The sequence below is a fragment of the Parabacteroides sp. CT06 genome (assembly GCF_002257605.1).
Lineage (GTDB): Bacteria > Bacteroidota > Bacteroidia > Bacteroidales > Tannerellaceae > Parabacteroides > Parabacteroides distasonis.
In genome coordinates this window covers 3,568,066-3,585,462 of record NZ_CP022754.1, presented here as the reverse complement: position 1 = coordinate 3,585,462, position 17,397 = coordinate 3,568,066, and the positions used below count along the sequence as shown (strand labels likewise).

The 17,397-nt window shown below is 41.8% G+C and carries 18 protein-coding genes; 8 read left to right on the top strand and 10 right to left on the bottom strand.

What is annotated here, in order from left to right; translation table 11 throughout:
- Positions 1 to 26 precede the first annotated feature (26 nt).
- The 4 genes from CI960_RS15815 to CI960_RS15800 all read left to right on the top strand — a co-directional run bounded on the left by CI960_RS15815 (position 27) and on the right by CI960_RS15800 (position 4,309).
- The gene (locus CI960_RS15815) at positions 27 to 401 is read left to right on the top strand and encodes an excisionase family DNA-binding protein (RefSeq protein ID WP_004338328.1); all 375 of its coding nucleotides are present in this window, start codon (positions 27 to 29) and stop codon (positions 399 to 401) included.
- 5 nt (positions 402 to 406) lie between these two features.
- The gene (locus tag CI960_RS15810) at positions 407 to 1,504 is read left to right on the top strand and encodes an AAA family ATPase (RefSeq protein ID WP_004348225.1); all 1,098 of its coding nucleotides are present in this window, start codon (positions 407 to 409) and stop codon (positions 1,502 to 1,504) included.
- A 3-nt stretch (positions 1,505 to 1,507) separates the two neighbouring features.
- Positions 1,508 to 2,623, top strand: coding sequence for a DUF6371 domain-containing protein (locus tag CI960_RS15805; protein WP_004292742.1), 1,116 nt, complete (start codon positions 1,508 to 1,510; stop codon positions 2,621 to 2,623).
- A 282-nt stretch (positions 2,624 to 2,905) separates the two neighbouring features.
- A complete protein-coding gene (locus tag CI960_RS15800; protein WP_004292734.1) occupies positions 2,906 to 4,309 on the top strand; it encodes a hypothetical protein in 1,404 nt (467 codons plus the stop codon).
- 92 nt (positions 4,310 to 4,401) lie between these two features.
- Here the strand turns inward: CI960_RS15800 and CI960_RS15795 are convergent, their stop codons facing one another.
- The gene (locus CI960_RS15795) at positions 4,402 to 5,367 is read right to left on the bottom strand and encodes a CfxA family broad-spectrum class A beta-lactamase (RefSeq protein WP_004339683.1); all 966 of its coding nucleotides are present in this window, start codon (positions 5,365 to 5,367) and stop codon (positions 4,402 to 4,404) included.
- Positions 5,368 to 6,303: 936 nt separating this feature from the next.
- On the opposite strand from CI960_RS15795, the gene CI960_RS15785 reads away from it, so the two are divergent.
- Positions 6,304 to 6,636 (top strand): helix-turn-helix domain-containing protein, encoded by a 333-nt coding sequence (locus CI960_RS15785; protein WP_045899506.1) that lies wholly within the window; start codon positions 6,304 to 6,306, stop codon positions 6,634 to 6,636.
- 41 nt (positions 6,637 to 6,677) lie between these two features.
- Here the strand turns inward: CI960_RS15785 and CI960_RS15780 are convergent, their stop codons facing one another.
- From CI960_RS15780 to CI960_RS15755, 6 genes are all read right to left on the bottom strand, one after another.
- Positions 6,678 to 7,403, bottom strand: coding sequence for a hypothetical protein (locus CI960_RS15780; RefSeq protein ID WP_045899369.1), 726 nt, complete (start codon positions 7,401 to 7,403; stop codon positions 6,678 to 6,680).
- A gap of 4 nt (positions 7,404 to 7,407) precedes the next feature.
- Entirely contained in the window at positions 7,408 to 8,331 is a 924-nt protein-coding gene (locus tag CI960_RS15775) for a relaxase/mobilization nuclease domain-containing protein (RefSeq protein ID WP_045899368.1), read from the bottom strand.
- A complete protein-coding gene (locus CI960_RS15770; protein ID WP_005645888.1) occupies positions 8,297 to 8,680 on the bottom strand; it encodes a MobC family plasmid mobilization relaxosome protein in 384 nt (127 codons plus the stop codon). The genes CI960_RS15775 and CI960_RS15770 overlap by 35 nt, the downstream gene beginning before the upstream one ends.
- 155 nt (positions 8,681 to 8,835) lie before the next feature.
- The gene (locus tag CI960_RS15765) at positions 8,836 to 9,870 is read right to left on the bottom strand and encodes a toprim domain-containing protein (protein ID WP_094582477.1); all 1,035 of its coding nucleotides are present in this window, start codon (positions 9,868 to 9,870) and stop codon (positions 8,836 to 8,838) included.
- 331 nt (positions 9,871 to 10,201) lie between these two features.
- A complete protein-coding gene (locus tag CI960_RS15760) occupies positions 10,202 to 11,434 on the bottom strand; it encodes a VapE domain-containing protein (protein ID WP_045899364.1) in 1,233 nt (410 codons plus the stop codon).
- Positions 11,415 to 11,720: a helix-turn-helix domain-containing protein gene (locus CI960_RS15755; RefSeq protein WP_045899363.1), complete on the bottom strand. Its 306-nt coding sequence runs from the start codon at positions 11,718 to 11,720 to the stop codon at positions 11,415 to 11,417. The genes CI960_RS15760 and CI960_RS15755 overlap by 20 nt, the downstream gene beginning before the upstream one ends.
- Before the next feature lie 342 nt (positions 11,721 to 12,062).
- Between CI960_RS15755 and CI960_RS15745 the strand changes: the two genes are divergently transcribed.
- Entirely contained in the window at positions 12,063 to 12,350 is a 288-nt protein-coding gene (locus CI960_RS15745; protein WP_045899362.1) for a helix-turn-helix domain-containing protein, read from the top strand.
- A gap of 5 nt (positions 12,351 to 12,355) precedes the next feature.
- On the top strand, positions 12,356 to 12,652 hold the full coding sequence (locus tag CI960_RS15740; RefSeq protein ID WP_045899361.1) for a helix-turn-helix domain-containing protein: 297 nt from the start codon (positions 12,356 to 12,358) through the stop codon (positions 12,650 to 12,652).
- A 92-nt stretch (positions 12,653 to 12,744) separates the two neighbouring features.
- Here CI960_RS15740 and CI960_RS15735 read toward each other — a convergent pair whose 3' ends face one another.
- From CI960_RS15735 to CI960_RS15725, 3 genes are all read right to left on the bottom strand, one after another.
- Positions 12,745 to 13,593 (bottom strand): hypothetical protein, encoded by an 849-nt coding sequence (locus CI960_RS15735; protein WP_045899360.1) that lies wholly within the window; start codon positions 13,591 to 13,593, stop codon positions 12,745 to 12,747.
- A gap of 3 nt (positions 13,594 to 13,596) precedes the next feature.
- Positions 13,597 to 13,953 (bottom strand): hypothetical protein, encoded by a 357-nt coding sequence (locus CI960_RS23225; RefSeq protein ID WP_144408962.1) that lies wholly within the window; start codon positions 13,951 to 13,953, stop codon positions 13,597 to 13,599.
- Positions 13,954 to 14,323: 370 nt separating this feature from the next.
- Positions 14,324 to 15,550: a site-specific integrase gene (locus CI960_RS15725; protein ID WP_045899358.1), complete on the bottom strand. Its 1,227-nt coding sequence runs from the start codon at positions 15,548 to 15,550 to the stop codon at positions 14,324 to 14,326.
- Between the two features lie 1,338 nt (positions 15,551 to 16,888).
- On the opposite strand from CI960_RS15725, the gene CI960_RS15720 reads away from it, so the two are divergent.
- Positions 16,889 to 17,389: a hypothetical protein gene (locus CI960_RS15720; protein WP_005864606.1), complete on the top strand. Its 501-nt coding sequence runs from the start codon at positions 16,889 to 16,891 to the stop codon at positions 17,387 to 17,389.
- Positions 17,390 to 17,397 lie beyond the last annotated feature (8 nt).

Genomic DNA, 17,397 nt, shown 5'->3' with positions numbered 1-17,397 from the left:
GTCTTACAAAAGAGACGAGTACGCGAATGGAAAAATCAATTCTTACCTTCAACGACCTCCCCGAGGTTGTCGCTCAGCTTCGAGACGAAGTGATGAGCCTGAAAAGCCTGCTCGCCGAGCAGCGCAGTGTGAACAATGCCAAAACGGTGGACACCCACGTGCCCATGTCTGTGGACGAGGCAGCAGAGTATTTAGGTATCCCTAAGGGTACGCTCTACATGAAACTGTCAGAAGGGACAATCCCTGCCACCAAGCCCGGCAAACGCTATTGCCTTTACCGTGACGAACTGGACAAGTGGCTGGAAACCGCCCGAAAGAATCCCATACCGTTGTCAGACGAGGAACTGAACAAGTCCTTATCCTCTTCCCACCGTCGCAAGCCCAACCCACGTAACTGGTGAATGATATGGAAGAGGATAAGAACTATATCAACCTGATACGTGGCGACCTCACAAAAGCATCCCAAGCGCATAACGGTATGCCCGACAGTGTAGGCATGATGAATATCAAGACGGCAAACCAAACCATTCTTGAAGCATCGTTATTGCCTACGCCCCGTGCGCTGTGGGACAGCTTTTGGTACGAGGGGGAACTCTCCTGCTTGTTTGCCGATTCCAACGTGGGCAAGTCCATCCTTGCCGTGCAGATAGCCGACCGCATCGCCCGAACCGACAATGTGCTGTATCTGGACTTTGAACTGTCCGAAAAGCAGTTCCAGCTCCGCTATACCAACGAGCATGGAGAGCTCTACACCTTTCCCGACAAACTCTATCGGGTGTCTATTGACTGCAACCAGCTTTTGGATGCCAACTTTGAGGAAGCTATCATAGGCGGCATTGAACAGATGGCTGTGCAGACCGACTGCAAGATTTTCATCATTGACAATCTTACCTACCTGTGTTGCGCCATGGAGAAAGGCGATGCCGCAGGACGGCTGATGATTCAGCTGAACAATCTCAAAAAGAGATATGCGCTCTCTATCCTTGTCCTAGCACATACGCCCAAACGCTCTTTGGATTGTCCCATCACATCCAACGACCTTGCCGGAAGCAAACGGCTCTACAATTTCTTTGACAGCGTGTTCACCATTGGAAAAAGTGCCCAAGACGGAGGGCTTCGCTATGTGAAGCAGCTTAAAGTGCGCTATGGCACGTTCTCTCATGATGCGGATAATGTAATCGTTTACGAGATTGACAAGGTGGATGCTTTCTTGCAGTTCGTGTTCAGGGGCTATTCCACGGAAAAGGAACACTTGAAAAAATTGGGCGACAATGAATCAAGCCAAAGGGATTGCCAAATTCTGCAACTCTCCCAATCGGGCAAGTCCGTCAGGGAGATAGCCTCACAGGTGAATTGTGGCAAGTCCACCGTAAACCGTATCATCCAGCGCAGCAAAGAGAGTAAAAACGCAGGTGTCCCAAGTGTCCCACTGTCCCAACCCTTAGAGTGTGGGACAATGGGACAGGATGGGACAGCCGACAATCAACCATCAAAAACGGACTAAGCTATGGGCAATTATTCATTACAGAAGTATAAAGGAACGGCAACACGGCATACCTGCCCCAAATGCGGAGACAGGCATTCTTTCGTCTATTACGTGGACGAAAATAATGTGCCGTTGCATCCATCGGTCGGCAGATGTAACCACGAAAGCGGTTGTGGGTATCACTACACTCCGAAAGAGTATTTTCAAGAGCATCCTGAACACAGAACTACCAATGATTTCTCTTTTGACAGGCAAAGAGCAGAGCAGAAGAAAGTGAAGCAGCAAAGTAAGCCGACAGCCATCGGCTATATTCCCCCTCACTATGTGGAGAAGTCGCAAAGCGAGCGTAGCAATTTCTTCCGTTTCCTCTTCACACTCCTTACTTCCTACTATGGCGACAAGGCGAAAGAGGTGTTGAAGCGGTTGTTGGAGGAATACCGTTTGGGGGCTACCCGTGACGGCTCTGTTATCTTTTGGCAGATAGACAGGACGGGCAAGGTACGCACGGGAAAGGTGATGCAGTACAATCCCGAAGACGGACACCGTATCAAGGGAGGACAGACATCGGCAGTGAACTGGATACACAGCATATTGAAAAAGCAGCGTGTGTTGGCAGAGGATTGGCAACTATCCCAATGCCTTTTCGGGGAACACTTGTTGAAAACGCATCCCGACAAGGTGGTGGTCTTGGTGGAATCCGAGAAGAGTGCCGTTATCGGTTCTGCTATCTTCCCCGATTATGTATGGCTGGCTACGGGTGGTAAGAGTCAGATGAGAGAAGAGAAACTCCGTGTACTGTCAGGGCGAACCGTGCTTCTCTTTCCCGATGCCGATGCTTATGCCGAGTGGAAACAGCGAGCCGAGAGCATGTACTTTTGTAAGGTGGTGGTTTCGGACATCATCGAAAGGAATGCCACCCCGAAACAAAAAGAAGCCCATATCGACATAGCCGATTGGATTATCTTTCAGATACGGGAGGGCAAGGTGATGAGTACAGCCAACCACTTGGTCGAGGCTGAGAGAATCCTCCAGCGGATGATAGAGAAGAATCCCGTCCTGCAAAAACTGATAGACGATTTAGACCTTGTGCTGGTCGGTGCATCTCCAATCGGCAACGATGATGAAAAACCTCCCTGACGGAGGAGAGCGGAAGCCGTAGGCTGGAGTTTGCAGACAATGGCTTGCCATTGATATAGCCCACTATAACTACACGCTCCGCTTACGTAGTTGTGGGCTCTCCCGAGGGGATTAGGGTTTTACCCTAATGACCCACTCAGGGCGTTTCTCCCCTGAGAACCCAGAGCAAAGAGTGACCCTCTCTTTGCAATCTCCGCTTATGGGTTGCACCCCTAAGAACCCCATGCGTTTACGGACAGCGGAAAAGCAAACAATAAAGTACAAACCAAAAAACAAGTATCTATGGCAACAAAATCAAGCATACATATCAAGCCCTGCAACATCGCATCGAGCGAGGCTCACAACAGGAGGACTGCCGAATACATGCGCCACATCGGAGAGTCCAGAATCTATGTCGTTCCTGAACTATCCACCGATAACGAACAGTGGATAAATCCCGACTTCGGCAGTCCGGATTTGCGGATGCATTATGACAATATCAGACAGATGGTAAAGGAAAAGACCGGACGTGCCATGCAGGAAAAGGAGCGTGAACGCAAAGGCAAGAACGGTAAAATAGTCAAGATTGCGGGATGCTCCCCCATACGTGAAGGAGTGCTGCTTGTCAGGTCGGACACCACACTGGCAGACGTGCGTAAATTCGGTGAGGAGTGTCAAAGACGCTGGGGAATCACACCGCTGCAAATCTTCCTGCACAAGGATGAAGGGCATTGGCTGAACGGTCAGCCGGAAGCGGAAGACAGGGAAAGCTTCAAAGTCGGGGACAGATGGTTCAAGCCGAACTATCATGCCCATATCGTTTTCGACTGGATGAACCACGAAACAGGAAAGAGCCGAAAGCTCAATGACGATGACATGATGCAGATGCAGACCCTTGCATCCGACATCCTGCTGATGGAACGCGGGCAGTCAAAGGCTGTCACTGGTAAGGAGCATCTGGAACGGAACGACTTTATCATTGAGAAGCAGAAAGCTGAACTGCAACGCATGGATGCAGCCAAACGGCACAAAGAAGAACAGATAAATCTTGCCGAGCAGGAACTGAAACAGGTGAAATCAGAAATACGCACTGACAAGTTAAAGAAGACAGCCACCACGGCAGCGACAGCCATAACTAGTGGAGTTGCTTCTCTTTTCGGGAGTGGAAAACTGAAAGAACTGGAACGTGCCAACGAAAAACTGCAAGACGAGGTTTCAAAACGGAACACCAATATTGAAAAATTGCAGAGCCAAGTACAGCAGATGCAGAAACAGCATGATACGCAAATCCACAATCTCAGAGAAATGCACAGGCAGGAACTTGACATGAAAGAAAAAGAACTGTCACGGCTCGCCAGAATCATAGACAAGGCTTTCAGGTGGTTTCCGATGTTCAGGGAAATGCTGCGCATGGAAAAGTTTTGTGCCATGCTGGGATTCTCTAAAGAAATGACTGAAAGTCTTATAGTCAAAAAAGAAGCCCTGAAATGTAGCGGTAAAATCTATTCCGAGCAACACAGGCGGAACTTTGATATAAAGGATGATATTTTAAGGGTGGAAAATGACCCTGACGATGAAAGCAGGCTGAACCTGACAATAAACAGGAAGCCGATTGCCGACTGGTTCAGGGAGCAATGGCACAGGCTTAGATATGGAGCAAGAGTGCCGCAACAGGAAGAAAGAAAAAGTAGAGGATTCAAATTATAATAGAAGCAATTTGATTAGTAATCTAAAAGCACTCCGATAACGATTAGAGTGCTTTTAGATTGTTTATCATTAATTATCAAAGCAAGTGCAGTTTAAGATTTTACTGAAGTTTGCATTAATAAAGAATATACTACAGCTGATATATGCGCAACATATTGTGACGCTTGTGATTCATTTCCCTTGAAATCCTTAACAAATACCGCTAAGGTATAACTGATATTATTAGGCAGACATATATAGGCAACATCATTGTGAGCTGCAAGAACACCATTTTCATTAACATAACCTGAACCTGTCTTATGCGCTATAACAACCCCTTCTTTATCAAGAAGTGGAGCTGCTATCCTATCTACACCTGTTTTGCATTCTTTTAACGTATTCTTAATGAAACTTTGTTTCTCATCATCGATAAGACCTTCAGTAAACAAACGATTCATCAACATTGCAGCACCAAGAGGAGATGTATAGTTAGAGTAAGCCTTGTTATGGTCAGCCGACATTTCCTCTTCCGTATAAGCTATCTGAAAACTTGAACGAGGAATGAGTGTGGCTATAAAACTATCTGTTTGAGCGACATTAACCATATCCTTAAACATAAGGTTGCTTGCATTGTTGTCACTCTGAGTAAGAGTATAACGCAGCAAATCTCTCACTGTCAATGATATGACTGGCCCTGAATAATCTTTCAGCATAGGACTCCAAGTCTTTGGGTCAAGTTTATCCCTATTTATATTTACTAAGGTATCAAGTGAAATTCCTTTATTGTCAAAGTCATTACAAAGAGCTAATGCCTGATGAACCTTAAACACACTCATCATAGGATAAACACTCTTATTATTGACCTTAACCGTATCTCTGTTATTAACAATAACCGCCACACCAATTTCGCCAGGACAAGCTGAGACAATTTGAGAAATGCTATCAGTCAAAACATTTGTTAAAGGAGGATTTGCGCTATCTTTTGTCGCTGATTTATGGAACAATGAAAATACCAAGATGAAAATGCAAACTAAAGCTATACTCAAAACTACGATTTGTTTTTTTCTGTTTTTTTCCATGTTTATATTATTTATATTTGTTTGACGAGAATATCTTTATTTGCCGACAAAGGTACATAACTTTACGGAAAAATATGTTTCTAAAATATATAAATAGACAGCTGTGGGGAAAATGTGGGGAAAAATTAGATAATTAAAAAGGCTAAATGACTGGAAATAATCACTTAGCCTTTTAATCCGTACCCAGACCCGTACTTCGTAATTGCTGCGCCCATCATTCAAGACTGTCAAATCGGGTCTTTCCTGTCAAGCCAATGATGCCTATGCGTATGCCAAACACATGGATTACGGATTTCTCGTTCCGTGAACAAACACTTTATCCGCAACTCTGCTATGTGGTGTATTGGCTTAACTCCATTTCTATGGGCAACACTTTTGTTGCAGATTTCAAGCAGCTTTTATCGAAATACCCATCAGTAAGAACTCGTTTATTAGGCTTTCCTCATAATTGGGAACAAGAGCCTTTGTGGAGATAAAATAATTGCCCTGTTTCTTAAAAAGCACTGGGGCAAACCAGCTCCGTCTTTAATTGTTTCCAATAAATGGATTGTTTCAAGCCCCTATAGAAAGAGAACAAAAATTCCTGTGTGAAAATTAATCTACGACAAGGAGCAAGCAAGGAGCAATATCAAACAAAAATCAATACCTTTGCAGTACATATGAGATAGACCAAAACAAAAGTGGAATATCGGAAACGAATAGCAAGGAAAAGAGAAGAAACGACCCAAGTTGATGTCCTTTTTGAGTTAATAATCAATAAAAGCGTTAAATCTTCACCTTTTAGAATGTGCAATTAAAAATAACAACCATATTTCTGACTTATTATCTATAAAATATTGAGTAATAATCGGTTGTAAATACTGCACCTGTTTTCTGAACTTTGCTTCATCAATCGATTGACAGACCATAATGTATAATCAGAAAAATGAAGCAATCATGTATATAGATAATGACGATTTCAGCGTATGGATGCAGAAGCTGTACGCCAAACTGGAAGAACTCTGCAAGGATGTACGGGTACTGCGCAATGCCGACAGGGTGTTGCCCGAAGATGACAACCTGCTGGATAATCAGGACTTGTGCCTGCTGTTCAAAGTAAGCATCAAGACCCTGCAACGCTACCGGGCTATCGGTGCGCTGCCGTACTTCACAATCAGCGGAAAAGTGTACTACAAGGCTTCCGATGTCCGGGAGTTCATCAAGGAACGGTTCAGCGTCACCACGCTGCGCCAGTTCGAGAAAGGACACTGCACGAAGAAAAAGAAGTGAATTAAAAAGCCGGGGCGGTTCTGCTCCGGCTTTGTTTTGGCTTATGGCTTGCCCAGCTTGTCGGCTTCCTCCTTTAGCTGCTCGGCTTGCTCGTTTAACAGCCTTGCCCGTTCCAACGCTTCCGCCTGCTTCCTGCTGCGGTATTCAAAGTCTTTCACCGAATCGGTCAGGCTTCGGATGAAAGCGTTATCCCGTTCCCTGCTGAACTTCGTTTCCAGCAAATCAAGGCTGCTGCCGTCTGCCTTTCCTTTCATCAGGATATAGCGGTATTTTATATCGTTGTCCTGTAACCGTTGCATCCGTTCCGTAAAACGAATATTCAAGATTAGCGAAATGATACAGATAATAAAACCTGCTGAAAGAAGAAAGAACTTGGGTTTCAGGTAGGGAGTTACCCGATATATCAGTTTGTCGTACCATGAAACGGGCGTTATTTCTCCGGCTGGTGTATCATCAGCCGGGAACAACACCTTTAACCGCTCCTTGAAATATCGGTGCGAGGTCATGATAAGCCCCTTTATATCTTCAAGGTCTTGTTTTTGGTTCTCGGACTGCCCATTTCTGATACTGCCGATTTGGTTTAGAATCTCCCGCACCATGTTTTCAGGAATGCCGGATTTGCCCTGCATTTCCGAAATGCGCTGTTCGATAACGTCCAGTCGGTTAATCATTTCCTCCCGGCTGGCTGGCGTTACCTGCTTCTCCTGCCGTTCTTTCAGTTCCGTAACCATAGAGAGAAGCCCCTCCAAAATTAAGTTATTTTCCATGTTCCTATAATTTTAAGTGTCGTTTCTTTTTCTTCTTTTTTCTTTCACCGGGATTGTCGGGTGTTTCATCAGCCGGAGAGGACGGGGCGGAGAACAGACCGCCCAAGCCTGTCAGTAACGGACTGTCGGCTTTGCCCAGTGTCTGCGATAGCTCCTGAATAGGTGCGGAAACCGTCTGTCGGTTGTTTCCGGTAGTGTTCAGCCCCGCATCCCCGAAACATTTATCCAGTTTGGAGAAACTGAAACTGCGGTCTATCTCCGAACCCTTGAACGTGTATTCACCTTTGGAAAAAGATATGCCCTGCACTTCACCAGTCTGTCCCCTGTACTTGAAATGAATCCCGATACCGTTTTCTGCCAGCCGGGTTTGTAACTGCTGCCAGTTCCTTGATTTCCCGATTTCATCCTTTACGGCATTGTAAATCTCGTATTTGGATTTGTCCGGCTCTCTCAAACGGTGCTGTTTTACATGCTCCTTGCCTTTAGCGAAATAAAGCCCGTGTTTGGCTTTCAGCTTCTTGCATACCTGTTCGTTGCGGTACATGTCGTTCCTGTCCGAAATGGTCTTGCCGTTGTTGTCTATACGGTTGAACACGATATGCACGTGCGGATGTTCCCGGTCTTGGTGTCGCACGATGATGTACTGCGTATCGGTGATTTTCATTTCACGCATGTACTCCTGCGCAAGCTGTACCATTTTCCCGTCTGTCAGCTTGGGTGCGTCCACTGGGGAATAGCTTAGCGCAATATGTCCGACAGGCTTTTTCAGGTCGGGGTTCATCCCGGCTTGCAGTATGAAACTGCGTATGATGTCCCAGTTGCTTTCCGCTAACACTCCCTCCGCATGAAGCAAAGCCGCCTGTTCCTTACCGAGTACATAGTTCACGCAGCCTTTAAATCCGCTTCCCTTTTTTATTTTTCCAATCATCCGACAGTTGGTTTATGATTTCAACAATCCTGTTCTTGAGTTTCACCAGTTCCACCGCCACCAGTGCGAACCCTCCGGCATTCGCCCGGTGCGCTAGCTGGTTGATGTTGTTGGCTTCGCCCGCCAGCTTGCGGATAGTGTCCGCATCCTGCCTGTTCAGCCGGGGCGTCACCTCTGCCGAAACGACCGCCTGCCGGACGTACTCGCTGACACGCAGCCCGGCTTCGGTGGCTCGCTTCCTGATTGCGTAGAACTGTAACTCGGTCAGTTTCGTGCTGACTACCCGGTTCTGCTTGTCTATCCGGCTTTTTGCCGGGCGACCTCCCGGTTTGTTCCTTATCCCTGTCATGTGTTTTTGCTTTTAGGTGGTATCTTAAAAATTGCGACCAACGGGAGAAATTTTCTTTGCGTTAAGCAAAGCAAGGTGTTTCGGTCTACCGAAACATAACCTTGCTCCCCTAAATCACACCGCTTGCCGTTGGTATGCTCTGCTTGTTCTTCGGATTACAACCGTCTGCCCCTTTTTCTTTTTTCACCGGGAATTTGTCTGTTTTTCTCTTTCGATTGTTGCTGTTTGACAGACAGTCTTTGTTTTTCCGGCTGCATTTGTTGGGTTGACTGTTGCATCATTTCTGCTGGTTGGATAAACTTCTTCCCACACAAGTAATCGTTCAAGTCCTTGTATTCACTGTACAGATGTGATGAATCACGCACATGCCAACGATATTCCTTTTGTATGGCTTGGGTGGCTTTAGACCCTGCGTCGTCATTATCCAAAAGGCAGTGGATATGCTCGTAATCGGCTAACGGGTACAAGGCTTTATCTACATTAGTGGTCGAGTTCAGGATAATGTAATCCTGCCAGTCAAGACAAGGATAAGTGGGATTTGTTTTCTGCCGGATGGAGATAAAAGAAAGATAGTCCATTACTCCCTCGAAAACAAAACAGCTATCGTTCTTTTTGCCTGACTGCCGTATGTGTGTGATGTCTTTGGGTGATGTACTCCCCTTGAAACGTGGATTGCGAAGTTCGTAACCTCCGGCATCGTTCTTGAAAGCAAGCGCAAAATAAGGCTTGTCACCGATACGGTAATACATTTCCTGCACATGGTGCGCTGCCATTTCAGGTGGAATGTTCCTGCTTCTCAAATAATCCATGAGTGCCGGATTCTGCAACGGCTGGATTTTACGGATGTCTATCGGGCTGGTCGGTTGTTTCCTTTCATGCTGAATCCTTTCTGAAACCTCTTTCCTTTGAAAAGAAAAAGAATTTCCGGATGAATACTGTTTCAGTCGGCAGATAGCACCGTAAGCGTTACATCCGTGCTGCTTCATCACAAGGTCGATGAGAGAGCCGCCCTCACCCGTCCCGAAGTCACACCACAGATTTACACCGTAATCCACCTTGAAACTGGGCGTATCATCCTGACGGAACGGACTGTGGTACATGCCGTAATAATATTTATCCACTGCGGGCAAAATGCCTAATGATTTCAGATAATCTTTGATACTGATATGGTTAGCCTCCTGATAAGTCATAATCTTTATTTTTGAATGTTTGTAAATTGCAGTAATGAAGTAAGAAGTGAGTAAGAAGAAAAACAGTCAACTTTCTGCACCTATCTCTTTTTCTTTCAACGGATTATACTCTATGCAGTAAGATAAGTAAGTTGTTTTATACAAAAGAGATAGAAATATTACCTATGTTGTTTTCTGACTTTTCTTTTTTTAAATTTCCTGAAAGTTCAGGGTTTTATCTTACTCCTTACTGCGCATTGTATAAATGATTAGTATTCAATGAATAAAACACAGTAATATGTTTTTTCGGTAGTTACTGCATGGGAGTAACTGCCAATAATAAACGGCTGTGTTAACCGTAATTGTTATCGATGTAGGGTATGGAAATAGGTTTTATTCTGTACCCATATACCGAATAATTGCAGTTGCTGATACGCTTTTGTACCCGTTTGAATCCGGCTTTCCGCAATGCTTCCCCCAACCGTTTTTCAGATAACTGCATAGGGCATACGTCCCGTAAACAAGTGAGGATTTGCACTGTTGTCATAAAAAACAGACTTTCTTCTTCCTCTGTGGGCTTTTCAAAATACTGCATCAGCATTTCAAACTCAACTGTTTGCACCTCAAATTCCGCATTTGTCAGGTGCAGTTCTTCAATCTCGGCATCATTAAACCAATAGCGTACACCTTGCCGATACAAGTACATGATTTCGGAGTAGACATTATCCATGTTGATACTTTCTGCTGTCGGTTTATCAATGTGCAGGACTTCAAAAGGCAGAAATCGTCTGTTCCCTGTCGGGTCTGTCAAGAACTCGTTACCGTTCACCGAAGCCATGAAGCTGGCTAAATGCGGATATTCCTCTATGTAAATATCATACGGTCTGCGGTATTTAACTGCCGGGGTGGTTATCAGGTTCTTTAATGCGTTTTCATTCTGCTTGTTGAGTTCCTTTAGCTGGTCGTCGATGTTGATAAACAAGTATTCGGCTATCAGTGTCAGGATGTCTTTGCTCTGCGGGTCTATCTTCCCGGTAAATAGATAGTTTTTTAGTGGTGACGGGCAAAGGTTATCCAGCCACCATGTTTTGAACTGTCCCTGCTTGTCGCCAGTAAGGACTAAACAAGCATGGTTTTGACAGCCTGTATCATTCATGGCATTAGCTACCACACCGACAAGCCATTTCGTAAAATACTCCTCCCACTTGCCGGGATTGGCTACTTGCACCGTGTTCAATAGTTTTTTGATATATCCATGTCCGGCAGGATTCAACAAGGGTAGGGCAGTAAGGTATTCCCGTATGGGATGCACTTTACTTGCGAAATCGCTTTCCAATATCATACGGATGTTTTCGGCAGAGGTGGCAACACCTTCGGTAACATCCAGTTTGCGCCTGAAAGAGTTCAAAGCAAACTTTGTGACTGGCTGATACAAACCGGAAGTATTTGCAGCCCGATATTCTGTCCTGCTTTTCACAATATTAAACCGGAAGTCGTACAAGGAATTAAGCTGCCTTTCGATGCGCTCGTTCTTGGATAGCCTACCCTCGATGTGTTCCGCTTCGTTATCCCTTTTCTCTTTCATCGGATAGTTTGTTGGAAGCTGGTACATATTGTTGCTGCATCCACCGCTGCAACTCGTCCACATCGAAACGTAAGGAGCGTCCACGTTTGACACATGGTATCGCTCCGCTGCTGGCTAAGTGATAGAGGTAATTAACTGAATATCCGGTTATCCGGCTGGCTACGGATATTTTGACTAAAACAGATTGCCTGCTACCCGGTTCTTCGGATGAAGAACTGACTACGGGGGAAATCATCTTTTCGATGTTTTCCAGCCGCTTGAAAATTTCTTCAAAAGGATTGTTCATGGTGCTTTGTTTTTTGAATTAGCACCACAAATAAAATAAGAAAAAATGGTAAAAAACAAAGTGTCAGGTGTTTGGAATTGCTTTGCTCGGCTCTGCTTCAAAATACTATCAGACCGTGAAAGTTCGTTTATGTTCTTCTCCTTATTATAATAGAGAATGAAACGTGAACGAAGTTCTTTATATCGATTACCTTTTTCGGTTTTTCTTATTCTTTTCTCTATGCAAGTGGGACAAGTGAGGACATATAAGGACATCTGCGGACAGTCTGAAACAAGCTATTATTCAAGGCTATATATTTGCATCAAACAAGAAAAAAGAAGTAATATCAAAACATAATGAAATATGGAAATAGTAACCATTGAAAAGAAAACATTCGAACTTTGGCAGGAAAAGTTTAACCACTTTATCAATCATATGGATGCCCTGTGTATTCCTTTGCGGAGAAAACAGGATAAGTGGTTGGATAACTGCGAAACCTGCCGTTTGCTGAATGTGTCTGCCCGGACGATGCAAACCTATCGTGATATGGGCAAATTACCTTATTCGCAAATCAATAACAAGATTTATTATAAGATTTCGGATGTGGAAACCTTTATGCAAAATCACGTGAAGAATAACTCTAAAAAATAGAACCTATGGATTTGATAACAAAAGATTCCAATACAACACAAGTATTGTTTTCATCCCTTGACCGGGTGTTGGAGAATATGGAATACATGATGACGAATTATCGTCCGGTACTGGGTGGCGAACATTACTTGACAGGTGAGGAAGTCTGCCAAAAACTGTGTATCAGTAAGCGGACTTTGCAGGATTACAGGGATACAGGACTGCTGGGATATGTGCAACTTCCGGGAAAAATCATTTATCGGGAAAGTGATATAATGAATTTGTTAGATAAGCATTACAGGAATGATAACTTGAAATATTGAAAGCATGAAATCTTGTTTTCTTGAGAAATAGCAATATTTCATGCTTCAATTTTAGCTTAAAATTCATCGGTCAAAGATGGTTCTAAGAGGGACTAAGCTTCCCTCTTAGAGTTAGTTCGGAATTTCTTTCCTGATATTAGCCCAATATAAAATTGCTCATTTAAGAAACATAGTACATCCTTGCATTGCTTTTTATCATTGGGTATATTGAGTTTACCATCGGCAATTTCTATTTGCAAATTGAATTTCTTTGCAGAAGATTTAAGCTTTTTGACTGTCGCTGTAGCCAAAATGTTACTCTTTTGGATAAGTGTTATTTGTTTTCTAATCATAGAATTACTATTTTCTTTCAACCAATCTACGTTCACATTTAATAATTCTTGATTAGCAAAGTCTTCAATGGTTTCGTTTGACGCTTCTTCAAAGAAATCTATCAATGAAATTATTTTGTTTGCATTAGTATATGATTTAAAATAGAATTTACCATTTTTATATATGGCATTTACTGTATTTTCAACTATAAGAGCATCATTTGACAGTTTATCATAGGTGGAGTTATTCCAAAAAAGTACATTTTTATTTTGTAACAGTTTCCTTTTGTCAAAGTTCTGAAAATAATATATGTTATTTTCAATCCAGAATAGTGATTTGATCTCATCTGTTGATATATCCAAGGTGTTTAAACCGATACTATTAGTGTTCGCTTCTAATAATGTATCAGAAAGAGGAAATTCAACATATAATACCTCGTTCCCATCTATATTAAAATTCCCATCAAATAAAATTTCTTCAGTTTCACTATCCATTAGTTTTGTTGAATTGTCAATAAAACAGGATTTTATGTTATTTGTAATTGCCTGTAGTAAATCTATTTTTCTTACAGTGTCATCTTTTAAAAGGGCAAAGAAGTTGCATACGGCAGAATTAGCTTGTGTTCTCATAAGTTATAATTGATTTAAAATTACATAATCTGTTAGCTGTGAATATCTTTTCACTTCATTGGTGTTCACTAATTTCTTTTTTGAAATCATAGTGTAGACAACGCCACTGTTTGTTGTGACTTCATAATATCTATAGCCAAAGAGTTTTATAATTGGGTTGTAAAAATATGTACCTCTATTTATAACTATCAATATGATTAACACAACAAACCATCCAAAAATAAAAATTGGATCTTTTTTAAAGAGTTCAATACATGGTAAAAAATAGCTTAACAACAAAGAGTTCATATTCAAATCTGCGCTCTTAATAGATTTTACACCTATGTTATTAATAGTTAATTTCCCTCTCGCTGCTTTCATGAATAAATAACATGCTAATAAGAGTATAATGAAAATGAATATTAGATTTAATCGGTTGAAAATCTCTATAGGCTTATTAATGAGTCCAATCTGATTCCCTTTGGTTAAGTTATTATATACTTCAACTGCCCATACAATAAATATTATAGGAGAATAGGCTGTTAATACAAAAATTAGTTTTATATGATTGGCAAACATATAATGAAAATATCATCTAATATGAAACTATTTTATTTTCCGTTCACAATTTGTATTATCTGTATCACTCTGTATTAGTTTGATATTCAGAACTTACTAAGTACAAAAGTATAAATAAAAAAAGACTTAAGAATACTTTCCTAAGTCTTTTTTTTGAATTTGTGATTTAATCTTATGATTGGAGAATATTTAGCTTCATATCTACCTCTTTCATATCTTTCAAAATGCTTTGGTCTAATACTTTGGCATAATGCTGTGTCATTCTCGTAGACGAATGCCCCAACATTTTAGACACATTCGGAAGTGATACATTGTTAGCCAGTGCGATGACGCTTGCAAAGCTGTGCCGGGCGGTGTGCGTGGTCAGATTTTTTCTAATTCCGCACAGGTCAGCAATTTCTTTCAAATAACTGTTCATCTTCTGATTGCAAGGAACAGGCAACATAACACCTTTATCAAGGCAATACGGATTGTCCTTGTATTTTTCAAGTATCTGTTTCGGAATGTTCAAAAGTGGAATATTACAAAGATTGTTTGTCTTTTCACGGGCTTTCACTATCCACAAATTACCGTTGCTATCCTCTGAAATATGTTCGGGACGTAAATTATATACGTCTATAAACGCCAGTCCAGTGTACACACAGAAGATAAATACATCTCGTACCAGTTCCAGCCGTTCTATCTTAAATTCTTTCTGCCATATCTTATTAATTTCAGTTTGGCTAAGGAACTGTTTGTTTACTTCTACCTCGTGAAACTTGATTCCGGCAAACGGGTTCTTCGTCAGCCACTCGTTGGCAATGGCGAGGTTTATCACTTTCTTAAAGCATTTCATGTACCGGATAACGGTATTCTGTGCGCAATGCTTCTCAGCCTTTAGGTACAGGTCGAATTTACGTACCAGTTCCCCGTTCACCTCACGCAACAGCATATCATCTACCTTATAATCCCGTTTCACCAGTTCCATGAGATATTTCAGGCAGTTATCGTAACGTCTTACGGTAATGTCGGCATAGTCCGTCCCGATTAGCTTCCGGCAGTTATCGTTATGCTCCTTGAACACATTATATAATGTCTTGAAAGTTTCGTCCTTTCCCTGATAGCGGTTCACTATGGCACGTGCGGAGATAATCTTTCCCTCCAGTTCCAAGTCTTGGTAAATCTGATAGAATTTCACACGCAGGGCATCAATGTAATGATTAAGTTCTGCAGAATTTCGGTCTTTGCCTGTCGATTTCTCTTTTTCCTGCGACCAAAGTGGGACTTTTACGCTTCGTTTTAGTTGAAGTTCCACATACAAGCGGTCATAAGTGACACGCACACGCACGGGCGCTTCCCCGTTTTTTAACAGTTTGCTTCTCTTGATGAAGAACAAAACGCTGAATCTCTTTCTTTCCATACTGCTCAATTTTTAATGATACAAAGTTAGGAAATCGAACCGAGGACTCTGTTATGTAAAATAGTGCAACGTGCAGTAAAAGAATGAAGTAGCTATCGCGTAGTGGAACATTCAGGGCTTTCTAAAACCGTCCCCCGAATAAGGACGTATAGTTTGCTTTAATCCCACTTATTTTGCCTATTCTTGGAAATGAAAAATCCCTGAATTCCTTTGAAATTCAGGGATTTACATCGTTTTTCTTTTCTTAAAAGTGGTGCCACCAGGAATCGAACCGGGAACTCATTTTTAAATCATTTATTTAAATATCTGACAGTCAATCATCTACTAATTATGTAGCTATATTATAGTTCAATTCCTGTTTGTGACATATATATTTATAGTATAATGCTGATAATCAGATATTATTTGATGATTATCTTTGGAAAACCCTTGAATAAGCCATGTGCATATTTCTGATTTTGCTAATAAACCATTCAGTTCTATCCGAATTACTCTCGACGCCTTTCTTGATTGCAAGCTAGGCTTGGTTTGCACAAACCTTCTATATAATCGAGATGAGTAAATTCTATGATTTCCCATTCGTGGTATATAGATACAGTTCTGTTTGATCACCATTTATCTCATAAAAATAGGTATAACAGAGTCTTCCGTTGTGCTTCTTCCGGAAATAGAAGATGTTTTTTCCCCTATCTTGTGGATGACCTTAGCCCGGTGTATATTCTCTTTGGTTAATGAAATGACTTACTGGTTCGTTACTTGTCCTTCATGAATCGGCAAACATTTTAATTTATTCATATTTTTATTCCTCTTTTAATTAGATGTGACCGGTTTCGTGGCGTCAGTATTTTGTTTTCTTACTTGCTGAATAGTTCGTTGCCCTCTGGTACATACTACGGAGGAATCGCTTTGTTAATCAGGAGCTAAGGAGCTGTATTATAGGTAAGAAAGGAAAATGTTGGTTAGGGATTTCTATAGAAAATAGAAGAATTAAGGGGCGCTGGTAAATAGGTAAAATATAGCTGTTCTCAGAAAAAATTAGTAAGTGAAAATCCTTCGTTAATATGAAAAACCGAGAAAGATGCCATGTTCTTCATCGGAATAGTATTTCCTTATGCGAATTATCTGCAATTTGCATAAGGACCACTGTATAACCCGTTTTCGGCATGGTTACAGATGGATAACGTTGCGAAGTCCTAACTCTGCCTTGATGTTGCTTTTCTCTCGTTTTTTTAAGTCATTTTTTTCAAAATACCTATCCATCAATTCCTTTACTATATTTTCTGTGTTTCATTTTTTATTAGTACCTTCGCTGTTAAAATTAAAACATAATAAAATGATATGGAAAAACACACTTTTTCAGATGATGACAGGCTATATCTACAAATGATGCAAGACAACATTACACGTATGGCCATCAATAGTACCAATTGCAAGTCGTGGATGGTGATGTTGATGTCGGGCTTTTTGGCATTGGGATGTAGTATTAATGATTTGAATGGGTGGATATGGATTGCTATAATTCCTGTGATAATCTTTTGGTATCTGGATTCTTATTATTTGGAGATGGAACGAAAAATGCGAAATCGGGAACTTGACTTCATTATAAAAGCAAAGGGAAAAGATGATATTGAAGCATACAATAAGGCTTTATACAACTTTAAACCACTTAGCATGAATAGTATATCTCATGAACAGGAGATTCAGGGGTTTGTGATAACTAACAACAGATGGTACACATCTTCTATAATCCCACTGTATGGAGGAACTATAATGATTATTATTGTGTTGACTGTTATTATCAACTTTGACTCGATATTGAAACTGTTAAATATCCATTAACGGCACGA